Origin of the sequence: Actinomyces johnsonii, from assembly GCF_006546835.1 — a bacterium.
Taxonomy (GTDB): Bacteria; Actinomycetota; Actinomycetes; order Actinomycetales; family Actinomycetaceae; genus Actinomyces; species Actinomyces johnsonii.
Genome location: NZ_VICB01000010.1, coordinates 67,553 through 83,467, shown reverse-complemented (window position 1 = coordinate 83,467; position 15,915 = coordinate 67,553). Strand labels below are relative to the sequence as shown.

The window sequence follows — 15,915 nt, the reverse complement described above, 5'->3', positions numbered from 1 at the left end:
AGTCCCGCCCGGCCCCGGATTGAGCGGCTCCGCGTCATCGGGGGGCGTGGAGACGTTGCTGGGCGCCGTCGAAGCCGAGCGCGACGACCTGCTCGACGGCGTCGGCGGCCCGCTCCATGGTGACGCCGAGGTCGGCGCGCTCGCGGCCGGGGAAGTCGGACAGGACGAAGTCGGAGGGGTCCTGGCGGCCCGGTGGGCGGCCGATGCCCACGCGCAGGCGCGCGTAGTCCTTGGTGGAGACGGACTTGCTGATAGAGCGCAAGCCGTTGTGGCCGCCCTCGCCGCCGCCGCGCTTGAGTCGCAGCTCGTGGGCGGGCAGGTCGAGCTCGTCGTGGATGACGAGCAGTCGGGCGGAGGGGTCGATGCCGTAGTAGGAGACGAGCCCGGCCACGGGGCCGCCGGAGAGGTTCATGAGCACCGAGGGCTCGGCCAGGATGACGCGAGGACCGGGGGCGCCGCCGGGCAGGAGCCCCAGACGTCCCTCGGCCACGCGGGCGCGGGCCTTCTTGTGGTTGGAGAACCGGGACCCGGTGCGCTCGGCCAAAACGTCGAGCACCATGTAGCCGACGTTGTGGCGGTTGCGGGCGTACCGGGTCCCGGGATTCCCCAGCCCGACGACGAGCCAGGGCTCACTCATGCGGCCCACCACTGGGCGGGGCGGACGCGGCAGGAGCAGACCGCGACGTCGTCATGGCTGTTCATGCGAATCACGCGCGGTTCACTCAGCCGCGGCCTCAGCGTCGCCCTCGGCGGGGACGGCCTCGGGGACCTCGGAGGCGACGACGTGCTCGTTGGCCACGTTGACCACGGCGGTCTCGGTGTCGGAGACGGCCTCCAGACCCTCGGGCAAGGTGATGTCCGCGATGGTGAGGACGGTACCGGCCGCGACGCCAGTGATGTCGACCTCGATGGCCTCGGGGACGGAGACGGCCGGGGCGGAGACCATGATGGTGGCGGCCTCGATCATGTGCATGGTGCCGGGCTCGGCGGTGCCGATGACGGTGACCGGGACCTCGACGTCGACGCGCTCGTTACGGTTCACCAGGAGGAAGTCGACGTGCTGCACGCCGGGGCGGATGGGGTGGCGCTGCACGTCCTTGGCCAGGGCCAGGAGGGTCTCGCCGCCGTCGATGTCCAGCTCGACCAGGGCGTTGTCGTTGTTGCGCAGGGCCAGGCGGGTGGCGTGCTCCTCGAGCAGGAGGTGGCGGGGCTCGGTGCCGTGACCGTAGACGACGACGGGGACCCGGCCGGCGCGGCGGGCCTGGCGGGCGGAGCCCTTGCCGAACTCGGTGCGGTCCTGGGCCTTGAGGGTGATGGCGTTGTTGGCCATGAGGCTCTCCTTGCGGATGAGGCGGGGCCCGGTGCCCCGCGGCTGATGGTGGTCCGGCTGGGCGCGACGACGCGCAGTACCGCCGGGTACCACCACGTCGATCACGGATGCGCACCTTCTTATGGCGCGTCCCTCGCCGGGGCAACGTGGGCAAGACTACGGCATGGGCGCACCCCACGAACAGCCACACCCCGGTGAGGCGCCCCACCTGACGGGGCCGACGGGCCAGGCACATGCAACGGGCCCCAGCAGGACCGGACCGGTTCGCGCGGTCGTACCTTAGGTCGCGCGGTCGTATCCTCTACCCCTCGAACGCGCGACCTACCCTACGAACGCATGAGCCGCAGGCCTACAGCCGGGCTGCCGAATCACGCGTGCCACTCCGTCGCAATGAGGATCAGGAGGTTGGAGTCGGAGCAGATGACGGCCTGATCGGTTTGGAAGTGGTGTGGCTCAGCAATATTGGGGTCATCCTGAATCATGTGCTCGACGTCGAGGATTTCGTCGGCCTTCTCCTTCGGGACTGAAGAGAAGACGTCACCCTCGGGGACGTACTGATGCAGGTCGGGATAGATCCCTGGAAGACGATCGACTTTACCGGTTGATGCCGTGACAAAAGCCTTGGTGACTTCAGAATCAAGTACAAGAACCGCGTTAACCCACAGAGGGCGATCAGGATATGGCAGCATCTCGCGCTTCTCTTGCCGATACTGCATAACCCAATGGGCCTTCGACAGGTGAGCACCGGGCATCCACTTCTCAAGCTGCTCCAGCTCTGTCTTGACATCCAGCTTCTTAGGGACGTACTCGGTGAACGTGGCGAAGCGGTCGTCCTGGGCCTGCCGGCGACTCCCGGGCAGCGAGAAACATCCGCCCGTCGCGAGAAGGACCCCGGAGAGAGCCCCTATACCGATGACGCTGCGCCGCTCGCACTCAGTCATGCTCATACCTTTCTTGTGACCGTGCCTTACGGCCCGGATTCCGAACTCCCGAAGCTGTCCGTAAGTCGCAAGGTACGGTCGCGCGGACTGACAGCCCTTCGGCCGCGAGCGCGCGGCGGACGATGAGTCGGGCGGCGTCGGCGTCGATCTCCTCGCGGCGGAAGAGGACGCGGAAGTAGACCTGTGCCGCGATCACCTCGCCGACGGAGGCGATGGCGGAGCGGTCGACATCGGCCAGCTCTCCGCGCGCGGCGGCGCGGGCGAAGACCGGCTCGAAGCGCAGGAGGCGGGATGCCCAGAACTGCGGCCAGTCGCCGATGCGCTCCAGGACCTCCACGGGCGCGTCGATGAGGGCGCGGGCCATGGCGCTGCCCAGGTCCGTGCGCAGGAAGGCGGCCACCGACTTCACCGTCGCGCACAGGTCTCCTTCGAGGGAGCCGGTGTCGGCCACCTCGATGGCGCCCAGGCTCAGGTCCTGGGCCGCATCGAGGATGAGAGCGTCAATACTCCGCCAGCGGCGGTAGATCGAGGAGGCGTTGACCCCGGAGCGCTTGGCGACCTCGGCGATGGTGACCGCCCGAACCCCGCCTTCCCCCAGAAGCTCGACGACGGCGTCCAGCACCGCCCGGCGTACACGCGCAGAACGCCCCCCGGGGCGCGGGCGCACAGCGTTCTTGATGCAGATCCCCGTCGTCCCGCCATTTCCGCTCGGCTTCATGCCGACAGCCTAGGCCAGCAGCTTGCGTCGACGGCGGATCGCGCACTACAGTCCTAAAAGCAACTTTCTTGCTTTTATAGTTCAAGGGGCTCTCATGGATGTCACGCACGCGCTCGACCTGGACGCACCCGCTATCGGTTTCCAGCATCTGAGCGGCAACAGCTTCCTCAACCTGCAGGCCAACCGGTGGCTCGTCACTGAGCAGGCGGCCGCCGACTTCCTGCCGGTGGTGCCGCGCACCACCCGGATCGCCGACTGGGTGCGGACCTATCTGGACCTGGCCGATCGGGTCGGGGATCAGGGACACGATCTGGAGGCGGCCTTCTTCGCCCGCGGGGCGGAGTTCTTTATGCAGCCCGGCAATCCGCTCAAGGCGCCGACTCGCCGGAGGTTCGTCTCCTCTGTGCGACGCTGCTTCGCACTGGAACCCGAGCCGGTTCGTTTCGAGGGAGGGGTCCTGCCCGCCTATGAGCTGGTGGATGCGGGCGCCACGAGGCCTCCGACGAGCACCTGGGTCGTCTTCGGTGGATTCGACTCCTACATCGAGGAGCTTTTCCCTCTCCTGGCCGCGGTGGCGCAGCGCGGCCGGAGGGTCATCGCCTTCGAGGGGCCAGGTCAGGGCGGCGCCCTGGAGGCCGATCTGGAAGTGGACACGGTGCCCGGGAGAGTCGAGAGGCTCACTATGCGCGCTGACTGGGCGGCGCCGGTCCGCGCGGTCCTGGACCACTTCGACGTCGATGAGGCCACGCTCATGGGCATGTCCCTGGGAGGCGGACTCGTCATGCACGCCGCCGCCGGAGAGCCGCGGATCAGGCGCGTCGTCGCCTTCGACGTGCTCGACGACTTCCTGGAGGTCCTCGTCTCCCAGTCGCTTCCGCCGACTCCAGCGCGTATTGCCGGCCGCACCCTCGCACGCATCGAACCACTTATCGCCCGCGTTCCCGGAGGGATGCTCAATCGAGTGCTGGCCACACGATCCCGTCGCAGCCTGATGGCCTGGTGGGGTATGTGGCAGGGCATGCACGTGACGGGGACGCATTCGCCTGCCGCGTTCCTGCGCGCCGCGGCCGCCTTCTCCACGGCCGACGTCTCCCCCAGGGTCACCGGGGACGTTCTGCTCATGCAGGGCGCCGAGGACGAGTTCGTGCCACTCCACCAGATGGTTCGTCAGGCCGAGCGTCTCACTGCCGCCCGCTCGGTCACCACCCGCACCTTCACCAGGGCCGAGAGCGCGGCGAGCCACTGCCAGACCGGCAACCCCGGTCTCGTGGCCCGCACGATCCTGGCCTGGGAGGAGGGCCTGTGAGACGCCGACAGCTCCACGCGTTCGTACCGTAGGTGTCGCGGTCGTATCCTCTACCCCTCGAACGCGCGACCTACCCTACGAACGCACGCGGCCGACCAACCGGCCCCGGCACGAGCTCACCAGGAGGACGAGTCAGACCCGCAGCAGCTCCAGGCAGCGGCGCACGTCCCGCATCGGCAGCTGGCCGGGGGCGGAGGCCAGAACCTCCCCATGCTCGTCGGGAACGACGGCGAAGGTGAGGGCCGATCCGAAGGCCGGGCAGACGCGGCTGACCGCGCCGAGCGCCCCCATGGACATGGCGGCCACGGGCACACCCGGGCCCGTCCCCTCCCCCGGGGCCGCCGTGGCCCGCGCGCACACGCCCAGGAGCCGGGCGACGTCGTCGGCGCTGGTGGGCCACACGGCGATCTTGGCCAGGTCCGCGCCCTCGGAGGCCATACGGGTCAGGACCTCCTCCAAGACGGCGTCGGCGGGGGTGGCCTCGAAGTCGTGGAAGGAGGCGACGACACCGATACCCAGACCGTGGGCCTGAGCGGCGACCTGCGACAGACAGCCGCGCTGGACCTCGACGTCGACGGCACTCGGGCGGCGCGAGGGCGCCCAGTCGGCCAGCTCGTCAAGCACGGCGCCGAGGAGGGCGCCGTAGCCGGCGTCGTCCAGGTGGGCCCGACCGCCCTCGGCGGCGGTGCGGCAGGTGAGCAGGAGGGGAGCGCCATCGACGACGTCACTCATGCGTCGCAGGCACTCCAGGACCTGGGCGGCGGCCGTGGCCACGACCATCGGGTCCGGGGCGGGCGCCTCCTCACCGGCGACCTCACCGAAGGCGACCAGGGCGTCGGCCTCCTCAAGCAGGTCGACGCGCAACTCGAGGACATCGGCGCCGGCGTCGATGGCGCGGCGGGCCTGGACCCGAGCGCGGGCAGCGGTCGGTCCGGTTAGGGAGACGGCGACCGCGGGCGGCTCCCCGGGGCAACTGGTGACGGCGTGCCCGCCCCAGGTCAGTAACGGCGCCCGGCTCATGCTCCGGCCCCTTCCGCGGGCCTCTGCGCGGGCACGAGTGACAGGGCGATGCCGTCGAGGATGTCGTAGAGGCTGGTGATGACCCGTTCCAGTGGGCGCCCGGCGGCGGTGGTCCGCTCCACCACGCGGGAGACGACCTCGCTCCACACGAGAGCCCCGGCGGCGATGACGTCGCGGCGCCCGGGAGCGAGGTAGCCCCAGGAGGCGCGCTGCTCGGCAGTGGAGTGGACGATCGCCTCGCAGGAGGCCAGGACGGCCTGCGGGCTCAGCTCGGCGCCGCCCAACGCCTGCGGGTCGAAGGCCTGAAGACCCAGGGCGTGGGCGGTGACGGTCGTAATGGTGCCGGCCAGGCCCACCAGTTGCCCGGGGGCGGACAGGTCGACGACCCGTTCGGCGCCGTCCAGGAGGCCCCGCACCTCGGCGCGGGCGGCGGCCTCGGCCTCGGCGGTGACGCCGCCGGTCAGGAACCGCTCGGTGATGCGCACGCTGCCGGTATCCAGGCTGATGGCGGCGCTGGGGGCGTCCACGCCCAGGACCAGCTCGGTGGAACCGCCCCCGAGGTCGACGATGAGGCGCGGTGCCTGCGCGCGCTCGCCCTGCGCTCCCCCACCGGTGCCCTCACGAGCTCCCAGGAGCGAGCCGCTGAAGGACAGGCGGGCCTCCTCCTGACCGCTGACGACCTCGGGCGCGATGCCCAGCAGCCGGCGCACACCGGCGACGAAGTCCTCCCGATTGCGGGCGTCTCGGGTGGCGGAGGTGGCCACGAAGCGCCGGACCGCCTCCCCGGGGGCGACGCCCAGCTCGGCGCAGTCGGCGGCGTAGGCGGCCACGACCGTCAGGGTGCGCTCGAGGGCCTCGGGGTCGAGCACGCCGGTGCGGTCCACCCCCTGCCCCAGGCGCACGATCTCGTTGCGGCGGCGCAGCACCTCCAGCCGGGGACGGCCCATCTGGTCGCGGTCGGCCTCGGCGATGAGGAGGCGGATGGTGTTGGTACCGCAGTCGATTGCGGCGACGCGGGTCATGGCGGCGGCCTCCTGGGCAGGGACGGGATGGCAGAGAACGGGGCGGACGGGAGCGCGGGATCGTAGTTTTCGGCGCGGGGAGCTCCCTTGAGGTACGTCTTGGAATCGTAAGGTACGAACGCAAGGACGCGCAGGCACCCCGGCGCACAATCGCACACCTCCGGTCCAGAACGGCCCGGGCGGTCAGCAGAAGCAGCGCTGAGGATCCCACAGTCCGCGCTCGCGCAGAGCCTCCAGCGTGCGGTCGCCGATGGGGTTGACACCGGGACCGGCGGCCAGAGCATGCCCGAGCAGGGCGTGGAGGCACTTGACGCGGGTGGGCATGCCGCCGGCGGAGACGCCCCCGATCTCGGGGACCTGCCCGAGCTCGGCGCGCCGGGCCAGGTAGTCCGCGTGGGCGGCGGCGTAGGCGGCGGCGAGTTCCTCGTCGGCGGCCAGGTCGGCGTTGAAGGTCTCCATGAGGTGCTCGGCCTCCAGGGTGGAGCAACCCTTCACGGCGGCCGGGTGGGTGAGGTAGTAGCTGGTCGGGAAGGGGGTGCCGTCGTCGAGGCGCGGGGCGGTGCGCACCACGGTGGGGCGCCCGCACACGCAGCGGGCCGCGATGGCCACGACGCCGCGCGGCACCCGGCCCAGCTGGGCGGCCAGGGTCTCGAGGTCGGCCGGCGTGACCGTCTCAGTCGCCCGCTCAGGTGCCGGTTCAGTCGCCGGGGTCTCGGGGGCGGGGCTCACGGGGTCTCCTTCGTCTGCGGGGTGGGGGCCGGGCTCGGCGAGGTCCTGGGCGGATCCGATGGCGCCCGGCTAGGCGCGACGGTCGGCAGGCCCTTCTGGGTGGGGTTGAGGACCTTGCCGCCCGTGTCGCCCTTCGAACCGTTCTGAGAGGCGCCGTCGGTCTTGTCCTCGGACTGGCCGGCAGCCTGTGAGGACTCCTTGAGCGTCTGGTACCAGGGGACGTCCTGGGAGCCCTGGGCGGCCCCCTCGCCGGTGTCCGACTGCTCGACGGAGTCGGCGCCGACGACGACGTAGCTGGTGTCACCGGGCATAACGTAGCCGAGGCGCTCACGCACCTGGGCGCGCACGTAGGTGTCGTCCTTCCACTGGGCCAACTCGTTCTCCAGGGCGGTGGAGGTGTCGGAGGCCTCCTTGATCTTGGCGACGACGGCGTCGTACTGGGCCTGCTGGGACAGGTAGGCACGCAGCGAGGTGAAGACGACGACGAAGGCCAACAGGCAGACGACCGCCAGGGTGACGATCCTCGGAGGCAGGATCCGCTCGGGCGCCGTCGTCGGGATCCCCTCGGGCTCGGAGCCGCCCGAGCCCGATCCGGATGGGGAGGCGGCCCGCTCGGCCGGGACCTGGCGGGAGCGGGCGCCGCGGGAGACGCGGCGCGTCCCGGACTGGCTGGAGGTGGGGCGGCGCGGAGTCATATGGGCATCCTGCCTCACCGCGGGACGGGCGGGAACGCACCTGACCGGGCGCGTTGCTCACGCCCCGGAAACGCTCCGGGGCAGACGGGAGGATCACCCGTCTGCCCCGGAGCGAGAGCGTGCGCCGTCGTCGAGTCGCCGTCAATCGGCTATTCGAAGCGACGGTCCGCCGTCAGGCTCAGGCCTGGAAGCGGGGGAAGGCGCCAGCGCCGGCGTAGACCGCGGCGTCGCCGAGGGCCTCCTCGATGCGCAGGAGCTGGTTGTACTTGTTGACGCGCTCGCCGCGGGCGGGGGCGCCGGTCTTGATCTGGCCGGAGTTGGTGGCCACGGCCAGGTCGGCGATGGTGACGTCCTCGGTCTCACCGGAGCGGTGGGAGGTCATGGACTTGTAGCCGGCGCGGTGGGCCATCTCGACGGCCTCGAGGGTCTCGGTCAGGGAGCCGATCTGGTTGACCTTGACCAGCAGGGCGTTGGCGGCGCCGAGCTTGATGCCCTTGGCGAGGCGCTCGGGGTTGGTGACGAAGAAGTCGTCGCCGACGATCTGAACCTTGTCGCCGATCTGCTCGGTGAGGTGCTTCCAGTCGTCCCACTCGTCCTCGGAGAGCGGGTCCTCGATGGACACGATCGGGAAGTCCTTCACGAGCTGCTTGTAGTACTCGACCATGAAGGCGTTGTCGCGGGCCTCGCCCTCGAACTGGTAGGTCTTGGTCTTCTCGTCGAAGAACTCCGAGGAGGCGACGTCCATGGCCAGGGCGACGTCCTTGCCGGGCTTGTAGCCGGCCTTCTCGATGGCCTCGACGATGAGCTCGAGGGCCTCGCGGTTGGAGTCGAGGTTGGGGGCGAAGCCGCCCTCGTCGCCCAGACCGGTGGACAGGCCGCGCTCCTTCACGACCGCCTTGAGGGCGTGGTAGACTTCGGCGCCCATGCGCAGGGCCTCACGGAAGGTGGGGGCGCCGATGGGGGCGATCATGAACTCCTGGATGTCCACGTTGGAGTCCGCGTGGGAACCGCCGTTGAGAATGTTCATCATGGGCACGGGCAGGACGTGGGCGTTGGGACCACCGACGTACTGGAACAGGTCCAGGCCGGCGGACTCGGCGGAAGCCTGGGCGGCGGCCAGGGAGACGCCGAGGATGGCGTTGGCGCCGAGCTTGCCCTTGTTGGGGGTGCCATCGAGCTCGATCATGAGCTGGTCGAGGCCACGCTGGTCGGCGGCGTCGAAACCGATGACCTCGGGGGCGATGACGTCATTGACATTGGCGACGGCCTTCTCGACGCCCTTGGCGCCGTAGCGGTCCTTGTCGCCGTCTCGCAGCTCGACGGCCTCGAAGGCACCGGTGGAGGCGCCGGAGGGGACGGCGGCGCGAGCGGAGGCACCGTCCTCCAGGAGGATCTCGACCTCGAGGGTCGGGTTGCCACGGGAATCGAGGATCTCGCGGGCGTGAACGTTCTCGATGAGGGCCACTTGGTGCTCCTTGCTGAGGGGATCGTGATGCGGTCGTCGGAGTCGGGCACGCACATCGCGCACGACTGCCGAATGCAGGGCCAGCCTAGCGGGCCCGCCATCACACCACGAGGGCAATGGTCCTGGGGAATACACAGTGTTCACGCCCGGCGAGAAACACTGGACGCCATTGCGGCCCCGGTTCCGCCGGTCTCTTACCGGGCGCCGCCGGCCTGACCGGTGTCCTGACCGCCATCACCGGCGCCGCCGTCGGCCTGGCCGGGCTGAGCGGCACCATCGGCAGAGCCCTGCTCGCCCTCGGTCCGCCCCTCCGCCTGGCCGGAATCGGCGGGCTGCTCGGCCCCGTCCTGCTGGGGGGCCTGCTGCTGGCCACCACCCTGCTGGGGGGCTTGCTGCTGACCACTACCCTGCTGAGGGGCTTGCTGCTGGCCACCGCCCTGCTGGGGAGCCTGCTGCTGACCACCGCCGGTGGAGTTGTTACCGGCGCTCAGTCGGGGATCCGTCTGAGTCCACCAGGCCGGAGCGTTGTCTGGGTAGCGGGGGGAGCGATCACCGGTGAGCGTGGCACGGAGCGTGCGCAGGTCGGTGGAGACGGCCTGGGCCAGCTCCGGCTGCTGGCGGAGCTGGTTGAACTGGTTGAACAGGATGTTCGCTCGCAGGTAGGTCAGTGTGCTCGCCTTGCGGGGCTCGAAGCCCAGCTGCTCCTTGGCCAGCTGCACGATTTCCTCGTCGGTGACAGCGATACCGTGGGCCTGGCCGACCTCTGCGATGATGGGCGCCTCGATGAGAGCGCCGGCGATGTCCAGGCGTGTCGGAGTCTTGCGCTCCTGGTCCGCCTGCTGGCCGGGCCTAGGCTCCATGTCCTTGGCCACCACGTCGATGTCCTTCTCGGTCACGACGATGGAGTGGCTCGTCCCGTCCAGGCCGGTGTAGGTCAGGTCGGCCGCCTGGCCCGGACGGCCGGCGCAGCCGGTGAGCGCCCCGACGGCGAGGAAGAGTGCAGCGCCGGCGGCGAGGACGCGCGTGCGTGCAGTGAGGCTTCGGGTCACGGTCTGCTCCTGGAAGGGACGACGCCGGAGGGCGACATGGTGTCACAACATTTCTGCCCCAGACCCTACCGTTCCGCCTGCGACGACGCACGCAGCCCTCACCCCGATGCCCGCCAGTGCGGTTCCGGCCGCACCGCACGAGAACCCGGCCCCTGTACATGCACTACACCCGATCCTCCCCCAATAGCACCCGCCCTTCGTGCAGCAGCGGGAGCCCGGCCGTCACCGGCGTTTGCGGTAGGTAGTGGCCTCGGTCTCGTAGGCGGCATCGCCCTCGACGACGGCGTGCAGGAGCACCTCGGCCCAGCGCACGACCTCCTCGCCGGACAGGGCCGCCCCGCCCATGCGGTTGGTGCCCGGCGCGGGCACCACGATGGTGCGCGTGGCCGGCTTGAGGACCGTGCCCGGGTAGAGCCGGGTGACCTTCATGCGCGCCGACTCGGGCAGGTCCACCGGCGCGAAGCGCACCGACTTCCCCTGAGCGACGATCTCGCGCACCCCCAGCTCGGCGGCCAGGGCCCGCAGCCGCGCCAGCGCCGCCAGGCGGGCGGTCGCCTCGGGCACCGGCCCGTAGCGGTCGGCCAGCTCCTCCAGGACGTCATCGACCTGCTCGCCCGAGCGCGCCGCCGCGAACTTCGTGTACGCCTCCAGTCGCAGCCGCTCGTGGGGGATGTAGTCCTCGGGGACGGTGGCGTCCACGGGCAGCTCGATGCGCAGCTCGACGTCCTCGTCGTCGCCCTCCTCGAATCCGACGGCGTCGGCCCCGGCCTTCCCGGAGCGGGCCAGGGCTTTCTTGTAGGCGGAGACGGCCTCGGAGACCATGCGCACGTACAGGTCAAAGCCGACCCCGGCGATGTGCCCGGACTGCTCGCCGCCCAGCAAGTTGCCCGAGCCGCGGATCTCCAGATCCTTCATGGCCACCTGCATCCCGGCCCCGAGATCCGTGTTGGAGGCGATGGTGCGCAACCGCTCCAGGGCCGTCTCGGTCAGGGGCCTGTCCGAAGGGTAGAGGAAGTAGGCGTAGGCCCGCTCCCGGCCGCGTCCCACGCGCCCGCGCAGTTGGTGGAGCTGGGACAGGCCCATGCGGTCGGCGCGGTCGACGATGAGGGTGTTGGCGTTGGAGACATCCAGCCCGGTCTCCACGATCGTGGTGCACACGAGCACGTCGGTCTCCTTGCGCCAGAAGGAGTCGATGACCGCCTCCAGCTGATGCTCGTTCATCTGCCCGTGGGCGGTGGCCACGCGCGCCTCGGGCACCAGCTCGGCCAGGCGCGCGGCGGTGGCGTCAATGTCCTCAACCCGGTTGTGGACGAAGAACACCTGGCCCTCGCGCAGCAGCTCACGGCGGATCGCGGCGGAGACCTGCTTGGTCTCGTAGGCGCCCACGTAGGTCAGGATCGGGTGGCGGTCCTCGGGAGGGGTCGCCAGGGTGGACATCTCGCGCAGGCCGGTGACCGCCATCTCCAGGGTCCGCGGGATCGGGGTGGCGGACATCGACAGGACGTCCACGTTGGTGCGCAACGCCTTGAGGGTCTCCTTGTGCTCCACCCCGAAACGCTGCTCCTCGTCGATGATGACCAGGCCCAGGTCCTTGAACCTCACCTGGCCGGTGATGAGGCGGTGGGTTCCCACGACAACGTCCACCGTCCCCTTCTCCAGGCCCTGGAGCACCTCGGCGGACTCGGCGGCGTCCTGGAAGCGGGACAGGGCCCTCACGGTCACCGGGAAGCCGGCGTAGCGCTCGGTGAAGGTCTCGGCGTGCTGGCTCACCAGCAGGGTCGTGGGCACCAGGACCGCCACCTGCTTGCCATCCTGAACGGCCTTGAAGGCGGCGCGCACGGCGATCTCGGTCTTGCCGTAGCCGACATCGCCGCACACCAGGCGGTCCATCGGCTGGGCCTTCTCCATGTCGGCCTTGACCTCGTCGATGGTGGAGAGCTGGTCGGGGGTCTCGGTGTAAGGGAAGGCCTCCTCCAGCTCGGCCTGCCAGGGGGTGTCGGCGCTGAAGGCGTGGCCGGTGGTGGCGGCGCGCGCCGCGTAGAGGCGCACGAGTTCACCGGCGATCTCGCGCACGGCCTTGCGGGCCCTGGACTTGGTCTTGGCCCAGTCAGCGCCGCCCATCTTGCTCAAGGCGGGGCTGTCGCCTCCGACGTACTTGGTGACCTGGTCCAGGGCGTCGGTGGGCACCAGGAGGCGGTCGCCGGGCTGGCCGCGTTTGGAGGGCGCGTACTCGATGACGAGGTACTCGCGGGTGGCCGACGAGCGGGCCCCGCCCACAGTGCGCCGGCTCAGCTCGATGAAGCGCCCCACCCCGTGCTGGGCATGGACCACCAGGTCACCGGCGCGCAGGGACAAGGGGTCCACGGAGCGGCGGGCACGGCGGGCCGGCAGGCTGCGGCGCTCGCGGGGCCCGGCCGAGGCCCGCCCGGTGAGGTCGGACTCGGCGATGAGGGCCAGACGCAGCCCCTCGGCGAGGAAGCCGTGACCGGCGCTGGCCCGGGTGACGCGCACGACGCCGTCGCCGGGGCCGGACGCCGGATCATCAGCCGCAGCGCCGGCAGCGCCGCCGACCGGACTCACCGTCTCATCGGCCTCATCCTCGGCGGAGGCGGCCGGGGCGGGGACCCAGTCGACCTCGCGGCCGAGCTCGGCCGCCTCGGAGAGCTGGTCGACGATACGGGCGGGCACGCCGCCGTCGCCCAGGAGCTGGGCCATGCGCCTGCCGGGCCCGGGCCCGTCGGTAGCCACAACGACGGTCCAGCCCTGACGGGCCCACTGGCCCAGGTCGGACACCGCCCGCTCGAGTTCGCCGCGGTAGGTGCGCGGGTCGCTGAGGTCCAGGCGGGTGGCCTCGGGGCCGGAGGCCAGGGCGGTGAAGGACCACCAGCCGCGATTGGTGGACAGGGCCAGGGCCCGGGCCTCGGCCAGGTGGGCGAAGGCGGCGGCGGACAGGTCGACCGGGACCGTGCCTCCGGAGGCTGCCGAGGTCCAGGCGGCCGCGAGGAACTCGGCGGTGGTGGCCGTCAGATCCTCGGCGCGCTTGCGCACTCGTTCGGGTTCCAGGAGCACCGTGAGCCGGTCGCCGACGAGGTCGAGCAGCGGGATCATCTTGTCGACCAGGACCGGGGCGAGGGACTCCATGCCCTCGACGGCGATGCCCTGGCTGATCTTCTCCAGCATGTCGGCAGCGCCGGGGACGGCTTCAGTCAGGGCGGCGGCGCGCCCGCGGACCTCGCCGGTGAGGACCAGCTCGCGGCAGGCGGTGGCGGTCACGGAGGCCAACGCCTCGATGGTGCGCTGGTCGGCGACGGCGAAGGAGGAGACCTCGTCGATCTCGTCACCAAAGAAGTCCACACGCACGGGCCGCGGCTCGGAGGGTGGGAAGACGTCGAGGATGCCGCCGCGCACGGCGTACTCGCCGCGGGACTCGACCATGTCGACGCGCGTGTAGGCGGCGGCCTCCAGGCGGCGGGCGGTCTCCTCCAGACCGACGGCCAGACCCGGGGCCAGCCGAACAGGCTCGAGCTCGCCCAGCCCCGCGATGACAGGGGCGAGCAGGGCGCGCACGGGCACGACGAGAACGCGGATCGCCCCGCCCTCCTCGGGGTGGGCCAGGCGGCGCAGAACGGACAGGCGCTGGGCCACGGTGTCGGCGCGCGGCGAGAGGCGCTCGTGGGGCAGGGTCTCCCAGGCGGGCATGACGGCGACGTCGTCGGCCGGCAAGTAGCTGCGCAAGGCCAGGGCCGTCTCCTCGGCCTCACGGCCCGTGGCGGTGACGACCAGCAGGGGCGTGCCGGAGGCGTTTGCGGAGCTGGCCGCCCCGCCCTCTCCCCCGGCAACCCGGTCGACGCCCTCTTCACCCAGGGTCATGGCGGCCAGGACGGCGGGCCGGGCACCGGGGGCCACGACGAGACTGCGGTCGGAGCGCTGGCGTGAGGAGGCGGCGCGAACGGTGCGGGCGATGTCGGCGTCGGCGAGCAGCGGGGGCAGGAGCGCGGTCAGGAGCACGGCGGCGAGTCTAGTGACTCCCCGCCTCGGCATCACCGGCAGCGTGGATGGCGGAGCGGACCGGCCGGCCGGTGAAAGCGCTGCGGGACCAGTCCCTGCTGCGGATCCGGTTCCAGGGGTTGTCTCGCCCGGCGACGACGCCCACGCCCCCTCCCACGGTGTTGTTGCGGCTCTCCAGCAGGACCGAGACCTGCGCCGAGGCCGCCATTCCGGCGATGAGCCACACGACGGTGCCGATCTGGGTGATGAAGGCAACCGTCCCATAAGCCGGAATGAGGCTGAGCAGGGAGATCTGGGCGGGGTTGGATCGCTGGAGGAGGGCGCGTGCCAGGTAGACCAGCAGTCCGGCCATGATGAGCACCACGGGGAGCCAGCCGAAGCGCAGCGCGGTCAGAAGCAGGTCATTGTCGATGGAGGTATAGCCGCCCCAGGCGACGGAGTTCCCCGATTTCTGGTAGGCCGAGGACAGCCCCAGCGGCTTAAGCTGGCGCACCAGGACCAGGATGTCCCCGCGGTAGCCGGCCGAATCCTCCTGCTCGCGGCCGGCCGAGTCGAAGACACCCAGAATGTGGGGCAGCAGGACGCTGCCCACACCGACCAGCACCGTGAGGAAACCCATCCGCCACAGGGCGGGAATGTTGGTGTGCACCTGCATGAGGCTGAGAATGACGGCGATGACGGCGCAGGCGATCGCCGCACGGGAGAAGGTCGGGACGGTCGCTCCCAGGACGAGGGCGCCGGCCGCAATTCGGTAGCCCGGCTTCCACCTCGTCGCCAGAATCAGTGGAATCCCCGCGGCCAGGCACACCCCCAGGGCGATGGGGTGTCCGAAAGCCCCCTCGACGCGGGTGAAGCTCCCCCGGGCCAGGGACGGGGCCCACTCCTCGTAGAGGTTGTTGTGAATGAGGATGCGGCTGAAGGGATTGATGGTGGTGACGGCCTCGAACAGCGCCAGCACGGACACCACGATCCAGACGATCGCCAGGACCTCGGCCATGCGCCGCAGCCCGAGGCGCTCCACGAGCAACCGCCCGGCGAGGTAGGCGGGCAGAGCCCCGAAGACGACGTCAGACAGGACGTAGTTGAGCGGGGAGCCCATGGCGGCGGACAGGCCCACCAGGACCCAGGCGGTGGCGACCATGAGGTCCCCGCTGGTCAACCGCCACGAGAAACCGGGGAGGAGGGCGACGATCACCAGGAAGCAGGCCAGCGTGGCCGGAGGCACGTTGGGCTCGAAGGGGATCATCACCCACACCGGTACGAACCCGATGGCGCACATGACCAGCCCTGCCCCGACGATGGGACGGCGGTGGATGCGGTCGGCCACGAAGACGAGGACCGCCAGGGCGGCGGCCGCCATGGGGAGGACGATGAACAGGGTCCTGGCGAAGGACATCGTTCCTCCCTCGTAATGGTGGCTGATCGGTGGGCGGGCTGCTGGTCGTCGGCTGACGCTGGGCGCAGGGGTGCATGAGGACAGGTAGGACGTCGTGGGAACTGCCCGGGAAGATGCTGAGAGCACCTCCGAGGCCCTGACCAAGGTCAGGTGGAGCCGTAAGAAGTCCGACGGCGTCGGCCGCACTCGGCCGGCTCCGGGGCCTTCTTCAGCGCCGTAGCGGGAGTCCCGAGGAC

The 15,915-nt window shown here is 70.8% G+C and carries 13 protein-coding genes; 1 reads left to right on the top strand and 12 read right to left on the bottom strand.

The window, feature by feature from the left end:
• Positions 1-34: 34 nt before the first annotated feature.
• The 4 genes from pth to FK256_RS07395 all read right to left on the bottom strand — a co-directional run bounded on the left by pth (position 35) and on the right by FK256_RS07395 (position 2,989).
• Positions 35-637, bottom strand: a complete 603-nt coding sequence (gene pth / locus FK256_RS07410; RefSeq protein ID WP_141424304.1) for an aminoacyl-tRNA hydrolase — start codon at positions 635-637, stop codon at positions 35-37.
• An 81-nt stretch (positions 638-718) separates the two neighbouring features.
• Positions 719-1,330, bottom strand: coding sequence for a 50S ribosomal protein L25/general stress protein Ctc (locus FK256_RS07405; RefSeq protein ID WP_141424374.1), 612 nt, complete (start codon positions 1,328-1,330; stop codon positions 719-721).
• A gap of 368 nt (positions 1,331-1,698) precedes the next feature.
• Positions 1,699-2,271 carry a hypothetical protein gene (locus FK256_RS07400; RefSeq protein ID WP_141424303.1) on the bottom strand — a complete coding sequence of 191 codons (573 nt, stop codon included), beginning with the start codon at positions 2,269-2,271 and terminating at the stop codon, positions 1,699-1,701.
• On the bottom strand, positions 2,264-2,989 hold the full coding sequence (locus FK256_RS07395; RefSeq protein ID WP_141424302.1) for a TetR/AcrR family transcriptional regulator: 726 nt from the start codon (positions 2,987-2,989) through the stop codon (positions 2,264-2,266). The genes FK256_RS07400 and FK256_RS07395 overlap by 8 nt, the downstream gene beginning before the upstream one ends.
• A 94-nt stretch (positions 2,990-3,083) precedes the next feature.
• Here FK256_RS07395 and FK256_RS07390 point away from each other — a divergent pair, with 94 nt between their 5' ends.
• Positions 3,084-4,295 (top strand): alpha/beta fold hydrolase, encoded by a 1,212-nt coding sequence (locus FK256_RS07390; protein ID WP_141424301.1) that lies wholly within the window; start codon positions 3,084-3,086, stop codon positions 4,293-4,295.
• A gap of 132 nt (positions 4,296-4,427) precedes the next feature.
• Here FK256_RS07390 and FK256_RS07385 read toward each other — a convergent pair whose 3' ends face one another.
• The 8 genes from FK256_RS07385 to FK256_RS07350 all read right to left on the bottom strand — a co-directional run bounded on the left by FK256_RS07385 (position 4,428) and on the right by FK256_RS07350 (position 15,679).
• Positions 4,428-5,315, bottom strand: a complete 888-nt coding sequence (locus FK256_RS07385) for a type I 3-dehydroquinate dehydratase (RefSeq protein ID WP_141424300.1) — start codon at positions 5,313-5,315, stop codon at positions 4,428-4,430.
• On the bottom strand, positions 5,312-6,337 hold the full coding sequence (locus FK256_RS07380; protein WP_141424299.1) for a Ppx/GppA phosphatase family protein: 1,026 nt from the start codon (positions 6,335-6,337) through the stop codon (positions 5,312-5,314). Before FK256_RS07380 ends, FK256_RS07385 begins: the two co-directional genes overlap by 4 nt.
• A gap of 183 nt (positions 6,338-6,520) precedes the next feature.
• Positions 6,521-7,066 (bottom strand): DUF501 domain-containing protein, encoded by a 546-nt coding sequence (locus FK256_RS07375; RefSeq protein ID WP_141424298.1) that lies wholly within the window; start codon positions 7,064-7,066, stop codon positions 6,521-6,523.
• The gene (locus FK256_RS07370; protein ID WP_141424297.1) at positions 7,063-7,761 is read right to left on the bottom strand and encodes an FtsB family cell division protein; all 699 of its coding nucleotides are present in this window, start codon (positions 7,759-7,761) and stop codon (positions 7,063-7,065) included. Before FK256_RS07370 ends, FK256_RS07375 begins: the two co-directional genes overlap by 4 nt.
• 178 nt (positions 7,762-7,939) lie before the next feature.
• A complete protein-coding gene (gene eno / locus FK256_RS07365) occupies positions 7,940-9,226 on the bottom strand; it encodes a phosphopyruvate hydratase (protein ID WP_009234837.1) in 1,287 nt (428 codons plus the stop codon).
• A gap of 194 nt (positions 9,227-9,420) precedes the next feature.
• Positions 9,421-10,275, bottom strand: coding sequence for a hypothetical protein (locus FK256_RS07360; protein ID WP_141424296.1), 855 nt, complete (start codon positions 10,273-10,275; stop codon positions 9,421-9,423).
• Between the two features lie 222 nt (positions 10,276-10,497).
• A complete protein-coding gene (gene mfd, locus FK256_RS07355; RefSeq protein WP_141424295.1) occupies positions 10,498-14,283 on the bottom strand; it encodes a transcription-repair coupling factor in 3,786 nt (1,261 codons plus the stop codon).
• Between the two features lie 10 nt (positions 14,284-14,293).
• Positions 14,294-15,679: a hypothetical protein gene (locus FK256_RS07350; protein ID WP_141424294.1), complete on the bottom strand. Its 1,386-nt coding sequence runs from the start codon at positions 15,677-15,679 to the stop codon at positions 14,294-14,296.
• Positions 15,680-15,915 lie beyond the last annotated feature (236 nt).